Source organism: Gemmatimonadota bacterium, from assembly GCA_041390105.1.
Taxonomy (GTDB): domain Bacteria; phylum Gemmatimonadota; class Gemmatimonadetes; order Longimicrobiales; family Gaopeijiaceae; genus JAGQIF01.
On sequence record JAWKQO010000001.1, the window covers coordinates 76,666 to 96,038 of the forward strand.

The window sequence follows — 19,373 nt, forward strand, 5'->3', positions numbered from 1 at the left end:
GCTCGGCTAGCGCACCAGGGCGCCGTCAGGAAGGCGATAGAGCGCTGCTACGGTGGCGTAGTCACGGGCCGTCAGCCGAAGCGCCGTGTTCTCCGGATACATCACGTCTTCCGGCGAGTCGCTGTGCCCGAGCCCGAGCGCGTGCCCCATCTCGTGCGCTGCGGCCAGCTCCATGGCGTCAGGTGCGAGCGTTCGACCGAGGTTGAACGGATCCCGGGTGACGAGCGCGAGATCCACGACGCGAAAGTGCGACTCTTTCCCCCGCCGCCGCCATTCGTAGCGCGTGACGCCGAGCCGCCGGTCGTCGAGCTGCGTCGCCCACCGGATCTCGAAGTCGACCGGTTCGCCAGCGGTGGCACGCTCGGCGATACGAATGCGCATCGGCGTTCCGTCCCATCGCAGGATGCCGCGGATGGCTGCCCGCCGGAGTGCCTCCGCTCGCACCGGCGCCTCGTCGGGAAGAGGAACCGCCACCACCAGAACCCGGGCGGGGTCCGGCCACCGCAGGACGCGGAACGAGTCCGGAGCCGCCGGGTCCGCGCAGAGGTAGCCCACGTCCACGCACACCTGCGCACGCGACAGCGTGGCCTCTCCCAAGGGCGCCTCCGCCTCCAGCCCCTGTTCGATGCACGCCTCGTCCGGACAGGGGACCCCGGAAGCGTGCCCGTCCGGCCAGGCCTGCTGGAGCGTGCGCGCTCCCAGGACAGCGGCGAGGCCAAGGACGGACAGGCCCAGGACGCGGCTGCTGAGGGTGGGCTCTCGATGCATGGACGATCCGTGGTGGAGGCTGCCACCCGACTGAGCACGAAGCCTGCCAGGCAGCAGGCCACCCGCCTGGTGATCGTCGAAGGCCCCACCTCGGGAAGCTGCGGCGCTGCCGGCTCCAGGCAAACATGGCTCGCCTTGTGGAGTGGTTCCCACGGAACGAAGTTCCCGATCCTTCACGGCGCCCGCCGAACGCACCGCTCCTCTTCGACGCCACGCCCAACGCAGCCATGAAGACGTTTCAGAACTTCGTCGCGGGAAGCTGGACGGATCCGTCCACCGGCTCCTGGTTCGAGAACCGCAATCCCGCTCGCCCCTCCGACCTCATCGGTCGGTTTCCCCGATCCGGTCCGGAGGACGTGCGCAGGGCGGTCGAATCCGCGCGCCGTGGCTTCGAGATCTGGCGGAGGACGCCGGCGCCCGCCCGCGGAGACGTCATGCGCCGGGCCGGCGATCTGATGACCGCTCGCAAGGACGAGATCGCCGCGGCCGCGACTCGCGAGATGGGGAAGGTGCTGGCCGAGACGCGAGGGGATGTCCAGGAGGGGATCGATACGGCCTACTACGCGGCGACCGAGGGTCGTCGTCTCTTCGGGCACACGGTCCCCTCCGAGCTGCCGGACAAGTGGGCGATGAGCATCCGCCGGCCCATCGGTGTGTGTGGAATGATCACACCGTTCAACTTCCCGATGGCCATACCGACCTGGAAGATCTTCCCGGCGCTTCTATGCGGGAACAGCGTCATCTTCAAGCCCGCCGAGGATGTGCCGCACACGGGCGCGCTCTTCGTGGAGATCCTGCTGGAGGCGGGATTGCCGCCCGAGGTGATCCAGCTGCTCCACGGCTTCGGGGAGGAAGTGGGAGACGCGATCGTGCGGGATCCCGAGATTCCCGTCATCTCCTTCACCGGATCCACTGCGACCGGAAGTCGGATCGGCGAGACCTGCGGACGGATGCACAAGCGCCTATCGCTGGAGATGGGTGGGAAGAACGCGCAGATCGTGCTCCCCGACGCCGATCTCGACCTGGCCCTCGACGGCGTGCTCTGGGGGGCCTTCGGCACCACGGGGCAGCGCTGCACGGCCACCTCGCGTCTCCTTTTGCACGAGTCCATCGAGCGCGAGTTCCTGGAACGGCTGGCCGACCGGGCCTCGCGGCTCCGACTCGGGGACGGTCTCGATCCGGCGACGGAGGTCGGTCCCCTCATCCACGAGGACGCCCGCCTGAAGGTCGAGCGCTACGTGGAGATCGCGCGCGCTGAAGCGGAGCTGGTCCTCGGCGGGGGGCGACCCGCGTCCTCGGGAGAGGGCTTCTTCTTCGAGCCCACCATCGCGCGGGCGGTCACCCCGGGGAGCCGCCTCGCGACCGAGGAGATCTTTGGACCGCTGCTGAGCGTCATGACTTTCCGCGACTTCGACGACGCGATCCGGATCAACAACGAGGTCGTCTACGGCCTTTCGAGCTCCGTCTACACCACCGACGTACGCACGGCCTTCCGCGCCCTGAACGAGCTGGACAACGGCATCACGTACATCAACGCACCGACGATCGGGGCGGAGGCTCATCTGCCCTTCGGCGGTGTAAAGCAGACGGGTAACGGCCACCGCGAAGGTGGGTGGGAGGTCTACGACTTCTACTCCGAGACCAAGGTCTGCTACATCGACTACTCGGGTCGCTTGCAGCGGGCGCAGATCGACAATTACTAGCGCGCAGGACGGCCACCCGAGTCGTCGGCGCTGCGCGCCGGACCGGGCCGCCCCGCGGGGCTGGGGCAGGGAGGGGTGGATGAGGGGGGCAAGAGGCGCAGCGGCTGTGGTCTGGGAGTGGTTCCGCACCGCCGCTGTGGTGCTGGTGGTGCTTCTGGCCACGCGCCTGTTCCTGGTGGATGCCTTCAAGATCCCTACGGCCTCCATGGAAGGGACCCTGTTGGTCGGGGACTTCCTTCTCGTGAACAAGGCGCTGTACGGCAGTGAGATTCCGGGCACCCACCTTCGTCTGCCGGCTCTGCGCGAGCCGCGACTGGGGGAGGTGATCGTGTTCCTGGCCCCGCACGATCCCTCGAAGAACTACGTGAAACGGCTGATGGCCGGCCCCGGCGACATCATCGAGATGCGCCACAAGCGTGTCTTTCGAAACGGCGAGCCCGTGGACGAGCCCTACGTCCGGATCCTCGATCCCCACCGGGACGCGATCCTCCCCGGGGTCGAGTGGCAGGAGGACTATCTCGTGCGGACGCCGTCGGCGACCTACCGGCCCACCCGCGACAACTGGGGACCCCTCCGTGTCCCTGCCGGAGCGTACTTCGTGCTGGGAGATAATCGGGACAACAGCGAGGACTCCCGCTATTGGGGCTTCGTCCCTCGTGAGGCGCTGGTTGGGCGACCCTGGCGCGTCTACTACTCCCTGGACTTCGGAGCGACACCTGTGAATCTGCCGTGGTGGGAGGGGGTTCGCTGGGACAGGATCGGGACGCGGGTGGACTAGGGAGGCCCCGCACAGGCGGGGACCCCGCATTCGCAGTCACACGGCCCTCAGCCACCGGGTGCACTCACGTCCGGACGCCACGGCCCCCGGCCCTCTCATGTGCCCACCGGGGAGTGGCTTGCGCGGTTGGCGCCGGGGCCTCATTTCGTAGAACGTGGGCCGGCTTCGTCACCGGCCCGCAGCGGTCGTCGCCCGGCCGCGAGGGCCGGGCACCGGTTCGATGATCGAGACCGAATCTGGGTGTACCCCCACGCCCTGGGTTCGGATGTGGGGGAGGGTGATGCAGTCGCCGAAGGTTCCGGGGGAGCGATCGCTCGATCGCTATTTGCTCGAGATCAGCGCGTTTCCGCTGATCGACCAGAACGAGGAAGCGCGGCTGGCCCGCGCCATCAGGGCGGGCGACGATCGCGCGCTGGAGGGCTTGGTGCGAGCCAACCTCCGCTTCGTGGTCGCGATCGCCAAGCGCTACCAGAACCAGGGTGTGCCCCTGGCCGATCTCATCAACGAGGGCAACCTGGGGCTTTTGCGGGCTGCTGTTCGGTTCGACGAGTCCCGGGGCATCAAGTTCATCAGCTATGCCGTCTGGTGGATTCGCCAGGCGATCCTGCGGGCGCTGGCCGAGCAGGCGCGGATCGTTCGCATGCCGATCAACCGGGCCGGGACCTTCTTCCGCATCGCGCGGCGGGGCGCGACGCTGGCCCAGGAACTGGGCCGGGAGGTCACCGCCCTCGAGCTCGCGGCCGACCTGGGGCTCGAGCCGCGGGAGGTCGAGGAGCACTACACGGTTGCCCGGCCCCACCTGTCGCTGGACGCCGCCGGAGCGTCCGACGGGGAGGATACGGTGGTTCTGGGGGACCGGCTCCCCGACCGGCTCCAGGGACCTGCCGACGAGAGCCTCTACGAACAGGCACTACGCAGCCAGTTGGAACGGGCCCTGGCCAGCATCGATGCCAGGGAGGCCAAGGTCCTGCGGCTCTACTACGGGCTGGACGGCCAGGACGCCCTGACGCTGGAGCAGATCGGGGCCCAGCTCGGGGTAACCCGTGAGCGAGTCCGCCAGATCAAGGAGAAAGCCCTGGGCCGCCTCCGTCACGCGTCCCGTGCCCGCTTCCTGGCCGGATTCCGCGACTAGGGGGGGGCGCCGCCCCTGCGGCCGCCGGGATGACGGGCCCGTCGGCCGGCCGAGCTGGGAGGGCCAGTTCGGAGCCGTCGGTAGAGCGTTGACACCCCTCAGGCCCCGGACTAGCTTAAAAAGCTATATCATTTCAGCCCTTTTCCGTCTGCGATGAAGACCTATACACCCCGGAAAGGCGACATCCAACGAGCGTGGTGGGTGGTCGACGCGGCCGACCAGCCGCTCGGCCGTCTGGCTACGGAGGTCGCGCGTGTCCTGCGTGGCAAGCACAAGCCGCAGTATACGCCCTTCCTGGACACAGGTGACCACGTCGTCGTGATCAACGCGTCCAGAGTGCGGCTGACCGGCAACAAAGCCGACAGCAAGCAGTACTTCAGGCACTCCGGCTACATGGGTGGCGAGCGCTTCATCCCGTTCCGGACCATGTTGGAGCGGCATCCGGAGCGTGTGATCGAGCTGGCGGTCAAGGGCATGTTGCCGAAGAACGCGCTGGGTCGGGCCATGCGGAAGAAGCTCCGCGTCTACCCCGGCGACGATCATCCCCACGACGGGCAGGATCCGAAACCGTTGAACCTCCCCGGACGGGGTAACTGACTGTAATGGCAGCGACCAAGACGCCCGAACTCATTCAGACCGTCGGACGCCGCAAGACGGCCGTCGCTCGTGTGCTCCTCAGGCCTGGCGCCGGCACCTGGTGGATCAACGGTAGGGGCCTCGCCGAGTATTTTCCGCGGGAAAGCCACCAGAAGCGGGTGGAGGAGCCCCTCGATGTCACCGAGCTCCAGGGGCGCTACGACGTGCGCGTGCGCGTGCGTGGTGGTGGGCTGTCCGGTCAGGCGGATGCGGTACGCATGGGCCTCGCCCGTGCGCTGGCTCGTGTGGACGAGGAGTTGCGTCCCAAGCTGCGCGTGCGTGGCTTGCTGACGCGCGATCCACGCGCGGTCGAGCGGAAGAAGCCGGGTCGTCCCAAGGCACGTAAGCGGTTCCAGTTCAGCAAGCGCTAAGCTCACCAGATCTCTCAGGTCGGGGCATGCAGCAGATCGGACTCAACGAGATGTTGGAGGCGGGCGTCCACTTCGGGCATCAGACCCGTCGTTGGAACCCGAAGATGCGCAAGTTCATCTTCACGGAACGCCACGGCATCCACATCATCGACCTCCGCAAGACACTGGATCGCTTGCACGCGGCCCAGGAAGCGGTACGCCAGGTAACCCTGAAGGGCGAGCGCGTCCTCTTCGTTTGCACGAAGAAGCAGCTGCGCGGCATCGTCGAGGCCGAGGCGTCCCGTAGCGGAGCGCACTGGGTCACCGAGCGTTGGCTCGGAGGGATGCTGACGAACTTCCAGACGATCCGGAAGCAGATCCGTCGCCTCCGTGAGCTCGAACGGGGCCAGGAAGAGAACCGCTTCGAGTTCTATACGAAGAAGGAGCGTCTCCTGCTCGAACGGGAGCGGCAGAAGCTCGAGAAGTACCTCTCCGGCGTGAAGGACATGGGCCGCTTGCCCGGCGCCATCTTCGTGGTGGATGCGAAGCGCGAGCTGATCGCGGTACGGGAAGCCCATCGCCTGGGAATTCCCGTCATCGCGATCGCGGACACGAACTCCGATCCGGACCTGATCGACTATCCGATCCCCGGCAACGATGACGCCATCCGTTCCGTGAGCCTCATCGCCAAGGCGATCGCCGATGTGATCGAGGCCACGCGCCGCGAGGTGCCGGAAGAAGAGATGCGGCGGCCGGACGAATTCGAGACCACGACCTACTCGACTGAGACCGGCGAGACCACTGACGTGGAGGAGCGCCCCCGGCGCCGCGTGCGTCGGCGCCGCCGGCCGCGTCCGGACGTGATCGCCCAGCACCTCAAGACGGGTGAGGGCGGTGAGGAGGGCGTAGAGGTCGCCGCTGGTGGCGCCGACGGAGATTCTTCCGGAGACGACGCTGCCGGCGAGGAGTAGCGCTCGCCGAGCGCGATCGTGGCCTGGCCACGATCCAGTTGTGCAAGGCGGCGGCCGACCTCGTTTCGATGGCCACCGCCTTTCTTTTTGCCGATCACCTGAACTGGGTCACACCCAAGAACCGAGCTGATGACGACGATGCAGATCTCCGCGCAGGACGTGAAGGCTCTCCGGGACCGTACCGGAGCGGGGATGATGGAGTGCAAGAAGGCGCTGACCGAGACGAAGGGCGACCTGGAGGCGGCCATCGACCTGCTGCGCGCGAAGGGCGCGGCCAAGGCAGCAAAGCGCGCGGACAAGTCCGCGAACGAAGGCACCATCGGGGCCTACATCCACTTCGACAACCGCACCGCGGTGATCGTTGAAGTGAATTGCGAAACGGACTTCGTTGCCAATACCGACGACTTCAAGGCCCTGGCCAAGGATCTGGCCACGCACATCGCGGCGGCCAACCCGATCGCCGTGAGTCCGGAGGACATCGCTGCGGACATCGTCGAGCGGGAACGGCAGGTCTACCAGGAGCAGGTCCGGACCGAGGGGAAGCCGCCCCAGGTCCAGGAGAAGATCGTTGAGGGAAAGCTTCGCAAGTTCTTTGAAGAGAACGCGTTGCTGAGCCAGCCCTTCGTGAAGGATCCCGACCGGACCATCGCGCAGCTGATCACCGATGTCTCGGCCAAGACGGGCGAGAAGATCGAGGTGGCTCGCTTCGCGCGGTTCCAGGTCGGCGCACGTTGACCGGCAGCGCCGGCGCCATGGGCACCGAGCCGCTCAAGTACGGGAGGGTCCTGCTCAAGCTTTCCGGAGAGGCACTGGCCGGCGCGAAGGGCTTCGGGATCGACCCTCCGATCGTCGACCAGATCACCGAAGAGGTCCTGGCGCTCCACGCGATGGGAGTGGCGCTCGCGCTGGTGATCGGGGGGGGCAACATCGTACGGGGCGCCCAGGCCTCCGAGCGTGGCATGGACCGCGTCTCCGCCGACTACATGGGTATGCTCGCCACCATCATCAACGCTCTTGCGCTCCAGGATCTCCTGGAGCGCAAGGGGGTCGATACTCGGGTGATGACCGCCATCCGCATGGATCAGCTCGCCGAGCCCTACATCCGGCGGCGGGCGCTGCGCCATCTCGAGAAGCACCGGGTGGTGATTTTCGCCGGCGGCACGGGCAACCCATATTTTTCGACGGACACCGCGGCGGTCCTCAGAGCCATCGAGATGAATGCCGACGTGGTCATCAAGGCCACGAAGGTGAAGGGCGTCTATACAGCCGATCCCGTCAAGGATCCGACGGCCGAGTTCATTCCGGCCATCTCCTTCCAGGAGGTGGTGCAGCGCGAACTGGCGGTGATGGACGCCCCAGCGGTGTCGCTGTGCAAGGAGAACGGTCTGCCGATCATCGTCCTCGACCTGGACGACCCCGGCTCGGTGGGGCGCGCGGTCCGGGGACAGCGGATCGGGACCCTCGTGTCGTGAACTGCGCGGGAGCGCGAACAGCGGAGAGAGTGTAGCCGTGCCCACGGTCAAGGAAGCAGAGCGGCAGATGGAAGAGGCGCTGGACGCCATGCGCCGGGAATTCGCTACGGTGCGGACCGGGAAGGCCACGCCCGCGCTCCTCGACACCGTGCGGGTCGACGCCTACGGGGCCAAGATGCCGGTCAACCAGGTCGCGACCGTCTCCACGCCCGACGCCTCCATGCTCGTGGTGACGCCGTTCGACCGATCCGTCATCGGGAACATCGAGCGAGCGATCCAGACCGCCGACCTCGGACTCAATCCCTCCAACGATGGCTCGGTGATCCGGATTCCGATCCCGCCGCTCAACGAAGAGCGCCGCAAGGAATTCGCGAAGCTGCTGCACAAGATGGCCGAGGAAGGACGGGTCTCCGTCCGGCACGCCAGGCACAAGGCCAACGATGAAGTAAAGGTCCGACTCAAGGAGCACGAGATCGGGGAAGATGAGGCGCACCGGCTCCTGGAACAGATCCAGAAGCTCACGGACGAGTATGTCCGCGAGATCGACGAGCTGTTGGCCCACAAGGAGAAGGAGATCATGCAGGTCTGAGCCAGGGTTCGTTCCTGGCTCTGCCGCGTCGCGCTATGTCCCAGTCTCTCGAGGAGATCCGCCTAAACGGGGTCGTCCCGGAGCACGTGGCCATCATCATGGACGGCAACGGGCGCTGGGCGGCCGCCCGCGGTCTGCCGCGCCACGAGGGACATCGCGCGGGCATGCGGGCCGTGCGAGAGGTCATCGAAGGCGCGGTCGAAGCGGGGATCCGTGTCCTCACGCTCTTCGCGTTCTCGACCGAGAACTGGCAGCGGCCCCGGCGCGAGATCAGTGCGCTGATGTCGATCTTGCGGATGTACGCCCAGAAGGAACAGCGCGAGCTGCGCAAGCAGGGCGTCGAGGTTCATGTGTTGGGGGAGATCGACCGCGTCGACGGAGTGACGCGCAAGGCTGTGCAGGGCATCGTCGCCGCAACGCGCGGGGGCACCCAACTGCGACTCAATCTGATGATTTCGTACAGCGGCAGGGAGGAGTTGGTCCGAGCCTTCCGGCGCATCTCCGAACGCGTAGCCAGCGGTGAACTGCGCAGCGAGGAGATCGACGAAGACGTCATCGAGTCCGAGCTCTTCACAGTCGGCCTTCCCGATCCCGATCTCCTGATTCGCACGTCGGGCGAGATCCGCATCAGCAACTTCATGCTTTGGCAGATGGCCTACACGGAGATGCACATCACGTCCGTTCTCTGGCCGGACTTCACCCGCGAGGACCTCTTCGCAGCGGTGCTGGACTACCAGCGTCGCGAACGCCGTTTCGGCAGGGTCAGCGCGCGGTAGCCATGGCTGCGGCGGGGGATCTCGCGCGACGAGTCGCCGTCGCGGCCGTTGGGGTGCCCTTCGGCATCTGGGTCATCGCCCTGGGTGGCTGGCCGCTCGGACTGGTCTTGGGGGCGGTGGCGGTGGGCTCCGCCCACGAGTTCTTCGGGTTGGCGCGGGCACGGGGCGCGGCCCCGTTCGCCGGGCCCGGAATGCTGGCGGCGGGCCTGCTCGCCGCGACGCCCCTGCTGTACAGCGGTTCGGCCGAAAGGCTGTTGCTGCCGATCTGGAGCGGCGTGGTGTTGCTCTTCCTGGGCGTAGCGGGCGCGGCCGTGTTCCTGCGAGGGGTGGAAGGGCGTCCCTTCGAGGCCATTACCTCCACACTGACCGGTGTCGTCTACACGGGAGGCACGCTTTCCTTCGCGGGTCTGCTGCGTGGCCTGGCGGGCGGAGAGCCCTTGGCGGGCGCGGCCCTGTTGATCTTCCCCCTGCTCGTCACCTGGATCGGAGACACCTTCGCGTATTTCGGGGGGCGTGCCTGGGGTCGCCACAAGCTGGCTCCCAAGGTGAGCCCCAAGAAGACGGTGGAGGGAGCACTGGCTGGGCTGGCGGGCTCGGCGGCGGCGGGCGGACTGTTCGCCGGATTCGCCCTGCAGCGCTGGGAGCCAGCCGTCTCGGTGGGGGCGGCCATCCTGATCGCCGTTGTGCTGGGTGCGGTGGGACAGATCGGAGATCTGGCCGAGTCCGTTCTCAAGCGCGAGGCCGGCGTAAAGGACTCGGGTACGTTGCTCCCGGGGCACGGCGGGCTGCTCGATCGCTTCGACGCCATCTTCTTCACCGTTCCGGTCGCCTACGGCTTGTTCCGGCTTTGGGGGTTGGGGTGAGGAGGGTCGCGCTGCTCGGGTCGACCGGTTCCATCGGGGAGAGCACGCTGCGAGTGGTGGAACGCCATCCCGAGCGCTTTGCGGTCACCGCGCTCGCGGCGCGCTCTTCGGTCGATCGACTGCGGGAGCAGGCGCAGCGACATCGGCCGCAGACGGTGGTGCTCGCCGAGGAGGGTCGGGGCGAGCCGGGTTGGGGCCGGGGAGCGGACGCCATGGCGGCGCTCTGTGAGCGATCGGACGTGGACGTGGTCGTCAATGCGGTCGTGGGCTTCGCCGGCCTGGAGCCGACCCTGCGGACCCTGAGGGCAGGCAAGCGGCTGGCGCTGGCCAACAAGGAGTCCCTGGTCGCCGGCGGGGATCTGGTCATGCGCGCCCTGGCCGAGGGACGGGGCCAGCTCGTCCCGATCGACTCTGAGCACTCCGCGATCCTGCAGTGCCTGAGTGGGTACGACCCGCAGGACGTGGCGCGCCTCGTGCTGACGGCATCCGGGGGGCCCTTTCGGGGAAGAACCGCGAGCTCCCTCCGCGACGTCACGCCTGCGGAAGCGCTGCGGCACCCGACCTGGAGCATGGGCGCGAAGATCACCATCGACTCGGCTACCCTGGCCAACAAGGCACTCGAGGTGATCGAGGCCCACTTCCTATATGGCATCGACTTCGGCCGCATCGGCGTCGTGGTGCACCCCCAGTCGATCGTACACAGCTTCGTCGAGTTCAGGGATGGCTCGGTCCTCGCGCAGCTCGGATACCCGACCATGGAGCTCCCCATCTTGATCGCATTGAGCCACCCCGAACGCGTCGCCGACGCCGAGTTGCGCACCTTCGACCCCGTGCGCATGTCCCCGCTCACGTTCGAGGAGGTCGATCACCAGGCGTTCCCGTTGTTCGGCCTCGGTGTTCGGGCCGGCGAGGCAGGCGGGGCCGCTCCGGCGGTCTACAACGCGGCCAACGAGGTTGCAGTCGCCGCCTTCCTGTCGGAGCGCATCTCCTTCCCGGAAATGGCGCAGATCGTGGAAGAAACCCTGGCGGGGGTCGGTTCCCGCTCCGTTTCCGATCCCGAGGGTCTGAGCGCCGTCGACGGCGAGGCCCGGCGCATTGCCGAGGAGCGCATCGAAGCACGCACGCGCGTCGGGGGGGCTCGCCGATGACGCTGTTGTCCACGGTCATCCTGCTCGGGGTGCTGATCTTCGTGCACGAGCTGGGACACTTCCTGGCGGCGAAGGCGGTCGACATCCGGGTCGAGCGCTTTTCGATCGGCTTGGGACCTCGGATGTACGGCTTCCAGCGCGGCGAGACGGAGTATGTGCTGAGTTGGATCCCGCTGGGCGGGTACGTGAAGATGGGGGGGATGGACGATGAGGTGATGGAGCGTCTCGAAGGCGGCGCCAGCGCCGAGTCGAAGCCGCCGGGGGCGCGTGACTACGACGCCAAGCCGATCTGGGCCCGCGTATTGGTCATCTCCGCTGGTGTGATCTTCAATTTCATCTTCGCGTTCCTGGTCTACACCGCGATCGCGGGATTCTGGGGCAACCAGCGCATCGATAGCCGCCGCGTGGGGGATGTCGACGTCGCGGCCCTGCCGCCCGGGACCGAAGCGCTTGCCGCTCTGCCGGTCGGGGCGGAGTTGGTGCGCATCGGCGACCGCGCCCTGGCATCCTGGAGCGATATTCCGGAGGCGCTGCTGGCCGAGTCCGGCCGCGTGGCCTTCGTGACCGAAGCACCCGCGCAGCGGATCGAGGTAGAGCTCCCGGACAACCCGGAGCAGCGGCTCCGCGTGGCCTCCGCGCTCACGCTCTGGATGCCTGCTGCAGTCGGCGCCGTGTCGGCTGGATCACCTGCGGCGCGAGGCGGCCTGGAAGCGGGCGACGAGATCGTCGCCGTGGATGGAACCGCGGTCGCGACCTGGACGCAGTTGGTCCGGGCCGTCGAGCGCCATCCCGGCACGCCGCTCGAGCTGGAGATCGAGCGGGGCGGCGGAGGCACGTTGATCCGCACGGTCACGCCCGAGCCGACCGAAGCGACCGATCCCCGCACCGGGGAGACGGTCACCGTGGGGCGGATCGGCATCAGCTCTCCGGATGACCGGGTTCCGATCCGCTACGAGCGCGTGGGTCCGGTGGGCGCGGTGAAGCAGGGTGCACGGGAGACGGCCCAGGTTACCGGCTTCATCTTCGGTTTCCTGAAAGACCTGTTTACCGGCAATGTGCCCGCCAGCTCCGTGGGAAGCATCGGTGCCATCGCCGAGATGTCCGGTCAGGCGGCACGCCTGGGTTTCGCCCCCTTCCTCGATTTCATGGCGTTGTTCTCCATCAACCTCGCCGTGTTGAACCTGCTCCCCATCCCGATTCTCGACGGTGGCCACCTGCTCTTCCTCCTGGTCGAGGCCGTGCGGGGCAGGGCGCTCTCTGTGGAACAACGTGCCCGCCTCAGTCAGGTGGGTCTGGTGATCGTCATGGGGCTCATGATCTTCGCGCTTTCGAACGACATCCGACGCTTCTTCAACTTCTGAGTCACCGAAGTCGGACGCCTGCGTGTCATGACGAAGACGGCCGTTCGGGATCTGCCTCCCGAACGGCCGTTCCTTCGTCGGATGGGCCACCTTGCTTCCGACGCGTGTGGCTTTGTTGCTCGTCGCTGAAAACGGCGACCCGCTAGATCCCTTCGAAGAGCACCGTGGAGATGTAGCGCTCCGCGAACGAAGGGATGATCGTCACGATGGTCTTGCCTTCCATCTCCGGCCGGCGCGCGATGGCATAGGTCGCGACCAGGGCGGCCCCGCCGGAGATGCCGACCGGGATGCCGTCACGACGGGCCACGGCCCGCGCCATCGTGAGCGCATCCTCGTTGCTCACCGGCACCACCTCGTCGATGAGGTCGGTGTCGAGGACCGTGGGGACGAATCCGGCGCCGATCCCCTGGATCTGGTTGCCGGGGCCGGGCTGGCCTCCCGACAGCACCGGACTGACGGTCGGCTCCACCGCAACCATGCGCAGACCCGGGCGCCTCGCCTTCAAGACCTCGCCACACCCGGTCAGGGTGCCCCCTGTGCCGACGCCAGAGACGACGACGTCCACCTTCCCGTCGGTGTCGTTCCAGATCTCTTCGGCCGTGGTGTGGCGATGGATCTCCGGGTTGGCGGGGTTGTCGAACTGCATGGGTCGTACAGCGCCCGGGATCTCGTTCAGGAGCGCTTCTGCTTGGGCCAACGCCCCGTTGATGCCCTGCTCCTTGGGTGTGAGCACCACCTCAGCCCCCAGCAGTGCCAGCATCTTGCGGCGCTCGATCGACATGGTCTCCGGCATCGTGAGGATGCAGCGGTATCCCCGGGCGGCACAGACGAACGCGAGGGCGATGCCGGTGTTGCCGGACGTGGGCTCCACGATCGTGGAGTCGGGCTTCAGCGTTCCCTCCCGTTCGAGTGCATCGATCATGGCGACGCCGATGCGGTCCTTCACGGAGGCGATGGGGTTGAAGAACTCCAGCTTCAAGAGAACGTCTGCGCGGGCACCTTGCTCAGCCGAGAGCTTGGGGGCGCGGACGAGCGGTGTGTCGCCGATCGTCTGTGTGATGTCGTCGTAGATCCGTCCGCGGCCGGGGCGGTCACTGGTCATGGTCGAGGCCTCGCGCGATGGGAAGTCGATCGTGTTCATGGGTTCCGTCGGGTTCGTGGATTCTACCGTGCCACGTGAGAAAGGCGTAGACGGCTCGCCCGGGGGCTCACGAGGGACCACGGCCCCCGGATGAACGCCCACGATGCTCCCCCCGACCGTGCGGCGGGGGTGGGCGGATCAGAACAGGGAGTACTGGGCGGGGGCCCGCCGAGCCTTGAGATCGACGAGATCGAACAACGTCGAGGGCTCGTCCTGCACCGCCACTTCCAGCAACCCGTCGTAGCCGGCCTTGGTCAGGGCGGAGCCGACCACGCGCAGGGCCAGCTGCGGGTCGTTGCACTCGACGGAGAGGTGCGCGAGGAGGATGCCTGCCAGATCGTCGTGCAGCAGCTCGCAGGCGAAGCGCGCTGCTGCATGATTGGAGAGGTGCCCGTGGCTGGAGGCGATCCGCGACTTCACCGACCACGGGTAGGGCCCGGCATGCAACATGGCTTCGTCGTGGTTGGCCTCGAGCACCAGGAAGTTCGAGCCGGAGAGCGCGTGGCGGATCTGGGCGGTGGGGCGTCCCAGATCAGTGGCGATCCCGACCCGGAGCCCGGTGTCGAGATCGACGAGTGCCAGCCCCACCGGATCGGCCGCATCGTGGATGGTCGCGAACGGTTCGATGCGAATGCGACCGATCTCGAAGGGGACGCCCGACCGATAGGGCCTCACCCGTTCGCTTCCCCGCAGATGCCGGCGCGCTGCCCTCCAGGTCCCTTCGGTGAGGTGGACGTCCAGATCGTAGCGACGGGCAAAGGAAAGCCCACGGGTGTGATCGGAGTGATCGTGCGAGACGACGATCCCGTCGAGGCTCTCGGGCGCCACGCCCAGGGTGTCGAGTCTTCGCTCGATCTCGCGCGCACTGAAGCCGACGTCGACGAGGAGTCGCGTGCCCCCGGCTTCCACGAGTGTGGCGTTCCCGCGGGACCCGGTACCCAGCACGGCGACCTTCACGTCGCGGCCCCCGACCGCTGGGCCGCGGAGGTGGTCCAGGCCCGTCGCAGTACCTCGGCCATGTCGGCGGACAGCTCCAGTCCCCGCCGGACGTGGACGATGCGAGCGACCTCCAGGAACTTGTCGAAGCGGTACTCCGTGAGCGCGTCACCGCTCCCCCAGGAGAACGGGGGAACCCAGGTCGGAGGCATCGTACCGCCGAAGAGGTTCGAGCCGGCGCCCACCACGGTACCGGTGTTGAGCATCGTGCCGATGCCGGTCTTCACATGGTCTCCCAGGAAGCACCCGACCTTGGTCAGCCCCGTATCGTGCACCCCGTCGGAGAGGCGCACGCGCACGGGTCCGTAGTTGTTCTTGAGGTCGCTGTTGGTGGTTCCGGCCCCCAGGTTGACCCACCGCCCCAGATACGCGTGCCCCAGAAAGCCGTCGTGCGCCTTGTTGCTGTAGCCGAGCACCACCGACTCCTCGACCTCCCCCCGGACCTTGCACACGGGTCCGATGGAGCAGGCACCGATGGTGCCGCCGAAGAGCACGCTCCCGCGTCCCACGAAAGCGGGGCCTGCCAGGCGCAGGTGGGCTCGGAGCTCGACGCCCGGCTCGATGTGGATGGGGCCGTGGCGGGTGTCGAAGACCACGCCCGGCTCGATCACGACATCGGGAGCGACGATGAGCGCGTGACTCCCCATGCGATGCACGCCCACGGGGTCGGCGGAGGGCGGGGACACGTGTCCCTGGGCCAGGTCCCGCTCGAGTCGTTCGACGTTCCCCGACATCAGGGACCAGGGGTTCTCGATCCACCCGCCGCGGAGCTGGATCGGGGCCCCGGCGCTCGGGGCTGGTTCCAGGTCCGCCAGGGATGCCGGTGCAGGCACCTTCGTGTCCGGTCCCACCCTCCAGCCCGCAAGGCGTCCACCCACCTCGAGAGGCGTCAGGCCCGGCGTGGGCTCCCATGCTTCGGGGGAGGACGTGTCGAGAACGACCCGGCTACAGAGCAGGAGGCAGGGTGTCTCCAGATCCGAGAAGCGAAGGCCACGAGGAGCCCCCACCTCGGAGAAGCCCACCATTTCTTCACCGGCCCAATGACCGCTGCACGCGCGTCCGAGCACGCGTTCGCTCCGCGCCCGTAGCGTGGCGTTCCCGTACAGGAGCTCCCCGACCGGACGAGTGGGGGCGAAAGGCTGGAAGGCCCGGGCCTCGCGATCGTCGAAGAGATAGAGCTTCATGGGGCGCTGCCGCCCAGGGAGGAGGGCAAGCGGGCCAGCAGGTCCTTGAGGTGGGGGCTCCGCGCTCGACTGGTCACGAACGTGAGCGCTCCGCTGCGCACGACCACCAGGTCGTCGACCCCGAAGAGCACCACTGGTCCTTCTTCGCTGAAGACGATGTTTCCATGCGCGTCGACGGAGAAGGCATCGCCAACCGCGATGTTGCCGTGCGCGTCCGGACGGCGGGTGCGACTCAAGGCTTCCCAGGCGCCCACATCGTCCCATGCGTACGTGGCCGGGACGGTTCCGACGCGCTTGCTGCGCTCCAGAACGGCCTCATCGACCGTGCACACCGGCACGTGCTTGAAGAAGCCGTCCACGTCACCCACCTCCAGTCGACTCAGCTCGGAAGCCACCTCCGGTGCCGTCTGCGTCAGCTCGTCGAGGAACGTGCGCGCGCTCCAGATGAAGATCCCGCTATTCCAGAGGAAGCCGTCCTGGATGTAGCGCCCGGCGGTCTCATGATCCGGCTTCTCGACGAAGCGTCGGACGCGCCGCAGTTCGGCGGACCCGTACGTGCCCAGGACGTCGCCGGGCTCGATGTAGCCGTATCCCGTCTCCGGTCGCGTCGGCGAGACGGCCGTGGTGAGGAGCAGCCCGCGCTCGCAGGCCGCCCGGGCGCTATCGGCCAGCAGCGCGCGGAAGGCGTCCGCCGGCTCGATGACGTGGTCCGCGTGAATGGAGGCGAGCACAGCCCCTGGGTGGTCCCGTTCGATGGTCCAGGCGGCCCAGGCCAGGACCGGGCAGGTGCCCCGGGCCGCGGGTTCGACCAGAAAGCAGGATTCCGGGAGCCCGGTGGCCGCCCGAATGGGAGCCACCAGGGCGGCACCCGTGAGTACGCGGACGCGATCCAGGGGGACGAGGCCATCGAGGCGCTCGACCGTGTCGACGATGAGGGGCCGTTCGCTCCCCAGGGGAAGAAGTTGCTTGGGCCGCGCCGGCGTGCTGACCGGCCAGAAGCGGGAACCGACCCCGCCCGCCAGGATCAGGACCCAGAGATCAGCCGTGGAGGAGCTGGTCGATGCGGGCAAGGAGCTTCTTCGGGCTGAAGGGTTTGGTCACGAAGTCCGAGGCCCCCAGAGAGAAGGCCCGCTCCCGGTCCGCGTCCTGTCCTTTCGCGGTCAGGATCATGACCGGCGTGGCCGCGCGAGTGGGCATGGCGCGGAGCTGCTCGAGCACTTCCAGACCGGTGGCCCCCGGCATCATGATGTCCAGGAGGATGAGGTCATACCCGACCGAGCCCGCCAGCAATTCCAGGGCGGCCGTCCCGTCGGAAACGGCGTCCACGGTGAAGTCCGAGGCCTCGAGCAACGTGGTCAAGATCCGTCGGATGTGGGGCTCGTCGTCGGCGACGAGCAATCGCGCCCGAGGCGCGGCGGACGGAGAGGCTTCGGGCATCGCCGGCGCGGAAAAATGAAGTGGAAGACGGCGGGGAACCTACGGTGAAAGTGGTGTAAAGTCAAGGAAATACAAGCCATTCAGGCTTGAATCGCGCTGGGGGGCCGGGTATCTTCACCCGCTCTCCCGGGAGCCGTCCGGGTGTCGGGGAACCCTGAGCGGGCCTCACTCCATCCCCGGATGTGCCTTCGGCCTTCGGACCGTCATGCAACTTCGTCTGCGCACACTCTCGCTCGCCTGCGCGCTGGCCGCCTTCTCGGCGGTGGCGGCGTGCGAGGACCAGCCGTTCGGGTACATCGACTGGTCGCTGAGCCCGGATACGGCTCGGCTCTACTCGCTGGCCCGCTCCGGGCTGAACTTCCCGGCCGGGTTCGACTTCGTGTCCGAGACCCCGGTACTGATCGAATCCCAGTCGGCCATCAACCAATGGGATGTGGCGTTGGACACCCGCGACGCGCAGCTGGTGGTCGTCCCGGCGGTCGCGTTCGGTCTCGACAGCGAGGCGCGCGTCGCCGACATGGGCGCCCGGGGGTTCGACGAGATCAGTGAGGCGCCGGGTGACACGGCGCTCTATACCGCCGGACCGCTGCGCATGCAGGTCGGGAACCTGTACGTGGTGCGAACGAGGCTCACCGTCGGATTCTTCGGGCAGCGCTGTTTCGCGTTCTCCAAGTTCACGCCGATTGCGCTCGATGAGGCCGAAGGCATCATGGACTTCCAGTTCGACGGCAATCCCAATTGCAACGATCGGCGCCTCCGGCCCCCGAACTGAACCGTGATCGATATCCGCAGGCTTCGTGAAGACCCGGACGCCGCGCTGGGGGCCCTCGCCAAGCGGGGCAGCGAGACCGTCCGCGAGCAGGTGGCGCGCATCCTGGAGCTCGACGCCGTGCGGCGACGGGCGATCGGCGAGGTCGGCGAGTTGAAGGCCCGCCGCAACCAGGTCTCCAAGACCGTGGGGGAGCTGAAGCGGGCAGGGCAGGACGCCGACGACCTGGTGGCGGAGATGAAGGGTGTCGGTGAGCGCATCGACGCCCTCGACGCCGAGGTGCAGGCAAGCGAGGGCGAGATTCGCGACCTGCTCCTGGGCCTGCCCAATCTCCCCTTGGACGAGGTGCAGGTCGGAGACGAGTCTGCCAACCAGACTCTGCGCGCCTGGGGTGCGCCACCCACGTTCGACTTCACGGCCCTGCCTCACTGGGAGCTGGGCGAGCGCCTGGGCCTGCTCGACCTCGGCCGCGGGTCCAAGATCTCCGGCTCGGGCTTCCCTGTGCTCCGGGGTCTCGGCGCTCGCTTGCAGCGCGTTCTCATCGATTTCATGATCGACCTCCATACGCGGGATCATGGCTACACGGAGGTACGCGTCCCCTATCTGGTGACGCGCACGAGCATGGAGGGGACGGGTCAGCTACCGAAGTTCGCCGAGGAGTCCTATCTGGCCGAACGGGACGACCTCTGGCTGATCCCCACGGCGGAGGTTCCGGTCACCAACCTGCACCGGGACGAGTTGCTGGCAGAGAGCGATCTGCCCGTCCGCTATGTGGCCTATTCGCCTTGCTTCCGCCGGGAGGCCGGGGCGGCGGGGAAGGACACCAGGGGCCTGCTGCGCGTGCACCAGTTCGACAAGGTCGAGCTGGTGCGCTACGAGACGGCGGAGCGCAGCCGCGAGGCGCTGGAGGAGCTCACGGGGCAAGCCTGCCGGATCCTCGAGCTGTTGGAGCTTCCCCATCGGGTGGTGCGTCTGGCCAGCGGCGATCTCGGATTCTCGTCCGCCATGACCTTCGACATCGAGGTGTGGGCGCCGGGAGTGGAGCGTTGGCTGGAGGTATCGAGCTGCAGCACCTTCACGGACTATCAAGCGCGACGCGCCAACGTGCGCTACCGCCCCAGCGGTGGGGGGAAGCCTGAGTTCGTGCACACGCTCAACGGCTCGGCTCTGGCCCTGCCTCGACTCATGGTGGCTCTTCTGGAGAACTGGCAGTCGGCGGATGGAACCGTCCGTGTGCCTCCGGTGCTGCGTCCGTCGCTGGGCACGGATGTGCTGAGCAGCTGAATGCGCACGTGCACG

Annotated in this window: 21 protein-coding genes; 15 read left to right on the forward strand and 6 right to left on the reverse strand. The window is 67.6% G+C overall.

The genetic code is table 11. The features are described from left to right. Nucleotides 1–6: 6 nt before the first annotated feature. Nucleotides 7–768 carry a matrixin family metalloprotease gene (locus R3E10_00360; GenBank protein MEZ4414183.1) on the reverse strand — a complete coding sequence of 254 codons (762 nt, stop codon included), beginning with the start codon at nucleotides 766–768 and terminating at the stop codon, nucleotides 7–9. A 227-nt stretch (nucleotides 769–995) separates the two neighbouring features. Here R3E10_00360 and R3E10_00365 point away from each other — a divergent pair, with 227 nt between their 5' ends. The 13 genes from R3E10_00365 to rseP all read left to right on the forward strand — a co-directional run bounded on the left by R3E10_00365 (nucleotide 996) and on the right by rseP (nucleotide 12,547). Continuing rightward, complete coding sequence (locus R3E10_00365; protein MEZ4414184.1) at nucleotides 996–2,471, forward strand: aldehyde dehydrogenase family protein; 1,476 nt, start codon at nucleotides 996–998, stop codon at nucleotides 2,469–2,471. Between the two features lie 79 nt (nucleotides 2,472–2,550). Further along, nucleotides 2,551–3,249, forward strand: a complete 699-nt coding sequence (lepB, locus tag R3E10_00370; protein ID MEZ4414185.1) for a signal peptidase I — start codon at nucleotides 2,551–2,553, stop codon at nucleotides 3,247–3,249. A gap of 280 nt (nucleotides 3,250–3,529) precedes the next feature. Beyond that, entirely contained in the window at nucleotides 3,530–4,381 is an 852-nt protein-coding gene (locus R3E10_00375) for an RNA polymerase sigma factor RpoD/SigA (GenBank protein ID MEZ4414186.1), read from the forward strand. A gap of 153 nt (nucleotides 4,382–4,534) precedes the next feature. Further along, nucleotides 4,535–4,978 carry a 50S ribosomal protein L13 gene (gene rplM, locus R3E10_00380; GenBank protein MEZ4414187.1) on the forward strand — a complete coding sequence of 148 codons (444 nt, stop codon included), beginning with the start codon at nucleotides 4,535–4,537 and terminating at the stop codon, nucleotides 4,976–4,978. Between the two features lie 5 nt (nucleotides 4,979–4,983). Further along, nucleotides 4,984–5,388, forward strand: a complete 405-nt coding sequence (gene rpsI, locus R3E10_00385) for a 30S ribosomal protein S9 (GenBank protein MEZ4414188.1) — start codon at nucleotides 4,984–4,986, stop codon at nucleotides 5,386–5,388. A 26-nt stretch (nucleotides 5,389–5,414) separates the two neighbouring features. Continuing rightward, nucleotides 5,415–6,338: a 30S ribosomal protein S2 gene (gene rpsB, locus R3E10_00390; GenBank protein ID MEZ4414189.1), complete on the forward strand. Its 924-nt coding sequence runs from the start codon at nucleotides 5,415–5,417 to the stop codon at nucleotides 6,336–6,338. Between the two features lie 129 nt (nucleotides 6,339–6,467). Beyond that, the gene (gene tsf, locus R3E10_00395; GenBank protein MEZ4414190.1) at nucleotides 6,468–7,073 is read left to right on the forward strand and encodes a translation elongation factor Ts; all 606 of its coding nucleotides are present in this window, start codon (nucleotides 6,468–6,470) and stop codon (nucleotides 7,071–7,073) included. Nucleotides 7,074–7,090: 17 nt separating this feature from the next. Further along, nucleotides 7,091–7,810, forward strand: coding sequence for a UMP kinase (pyrH, locus tag R3E10_00400; GenBank protein MEZ4414191.1), 720 nt, complete (start codon nucleotides 7,091–7,093; stop codon nucleotides 7,808–7,810). Nucleotides 7,811–7,877: 67 nt separating this feature from the next. Then, nucleotides 7,878–8,399: a ribosome recycling factor gene (gene frr, locus R3E10_00405; GenBank protein ID MEZ4414192.1), complete on the forward strand. Its 522-nt coding sequence runs from the start codon at nucleotides 7,878–7,880 to the stop codon at nucleotides 8,397–8,399. Between the two features lie 35 nt (nucleotides 8,400–8,434). Further along, on the forward strand, nucleotides 8,435–9,175 hold the full coding sequence (gene uppS / locus R3E10_00410; protein MEZ4414193.1) for a polyprenyl diphosphate synthase: 741 nt from the start codon (nucleotides 8,435–8,437) through the stop codon (nucleotides 9,173–9,175). Between the two features lie 2 nt (nucleotides 9,176–9,177). Then, a complete protein-coding gene (locus tag R3E10_00415) occupies nucleotides 9,178–10,038 on the forward strand; it encodes a phosphatidate cytidylyltransferase (GenBank protein MEZ4414194.1) in 861 nt (286 codons plus the stop codon). After that, nucleotides 10,035–11,186, forward strand: coding sequence for a 1-deoxy-D-xylulose-5-phosphate reductoisomerase (gene dxr / locus R3E10_00420; protein ID MEZ4414195.1), 1,152 nt, complete (start codon nucleotides 10,035–10,037; stop codon nucleotides 11,184–11,186). The genes R3E10_00415 and dxr overlap by 4 nt, the downstream gene beginning before the upstream one ends. Continuing rightward, on the forward strand, nucleotides 11,183–12,547 hold the full coding sequence (gene rseP / locus R3E10_00425) for an RIP metalloprotease RseP (GenBank protein ID MEZ4414196.1): 1,365 nt from the start codon (nucleotides 11,183–11,185) through the stop codon (nucleotides 12,545–12,547). Before dxr ends, rseP begins: the two co-directional genes overlap by 4 nt. A 142-nt stretch (nucleotides 12,548–12,689) precedes the next feature. On the opposite strand, the gene cysK is transcribed toward rseP, so the two are convergent. The 5 genes from cysK to R3E10_00450 form a co-directional block, all read right to left on the reverse strand. Then, a complete protein-coding gene (cysK, locus tag R3E10_00430; GenBank protein ID MEZ4414197.1) occupies nucleotides 12,690–13,688 on the reverse strand; it encodes a cysteine synthase A in 999 nt (332 codons plus the stop codon). 138 nt (nucleotides 13,689–13,826) lie between these two features. Continuing rightward, nucleotides 13,827–14,645 (reverse strand): MBL fold metallo-hydrolase, encoded by an 819-nt coding sequence (locus R3E10_00435; GenBank protein MEZ4414198.1) that lies wholly within the window; start codon nucleotides 14,643–14,645, stop codon nucleotides 13,827–13,829. After that, complete coding sequence (locus R3E10_00440; protein ID MEZ4414199.1) at nucleotides 14,642–15,868, reverse strand: putative sugar nucleotidyl transferase; 1,227 nt, start codon at nucleotides 15,866–15,868, stop codon at nucleotides 14,642–14,644. The genes R3E10_00435 and R3E10_00440 overlap by 4 nt, the downstream gene beginning before the upstream one ends. Next, nucleotides 15,865–16,938, reverse strand: a complete 1,074-nt coding sequence (locus tag R3E10_00445; protein ID MEZ4414200.1) for a sugar phosphate nucleotidyltransferase — start codon at nucleotides 16,936–16,938, stop codon at nucleotides 15,865–15,867. The genes R3E10_00440 and R3E10_00445 overlap by 4 nt, the downstream gene beginning before the upstream one ends. Further along, entirely contained in the window at nucleotides 16,907–17,227 is a 321-nt protein-coding gene (locus tag R3E10_00450) for a response regulator (GenBank protein MEZ4414201.1), read from the reverse strand. Before R3E10_00450 ends, R3E10_00445 begins: the two co-directional genes overlap by 32 nt. A gap of 283 nt (nucleotides 17,228–17,510) precedes the next feature. Here R3E10_00450 and R3E10_00455 point away from each other — a divergent pair, with 283 nt between their 5' ends. Both R3E10_00455 and serS read left to right on the forward strand, forming a co-directional pair. After that, complete coding sequence (locus R3E10_00455; GenBank protein MEZ4414202.1) at nucleotides 17,511–18,077, forward strand: hypothetical protein; 567 nt, start codon at nucleotides 17,511–17,513, stop codon at nucleotides 18,075–18,077. A 3-nt stretch (nucleotides 18,078–18,080) separates the two neighbouring features. Further along, on the forward strand, nucleotides 18,081–19,358 hold the full coding sequence (serS, locus tag R3E10_00460) for a serine--tRNA ligase (protein ID MEZ4414203.1): 1,278 nt from the start codon (nucleotides 18,081–18,083) through the stop codon (nucleotides 19,356–19,358). Nucleotides 19,359–19,373: the final 15 nt, after the last annotated feature.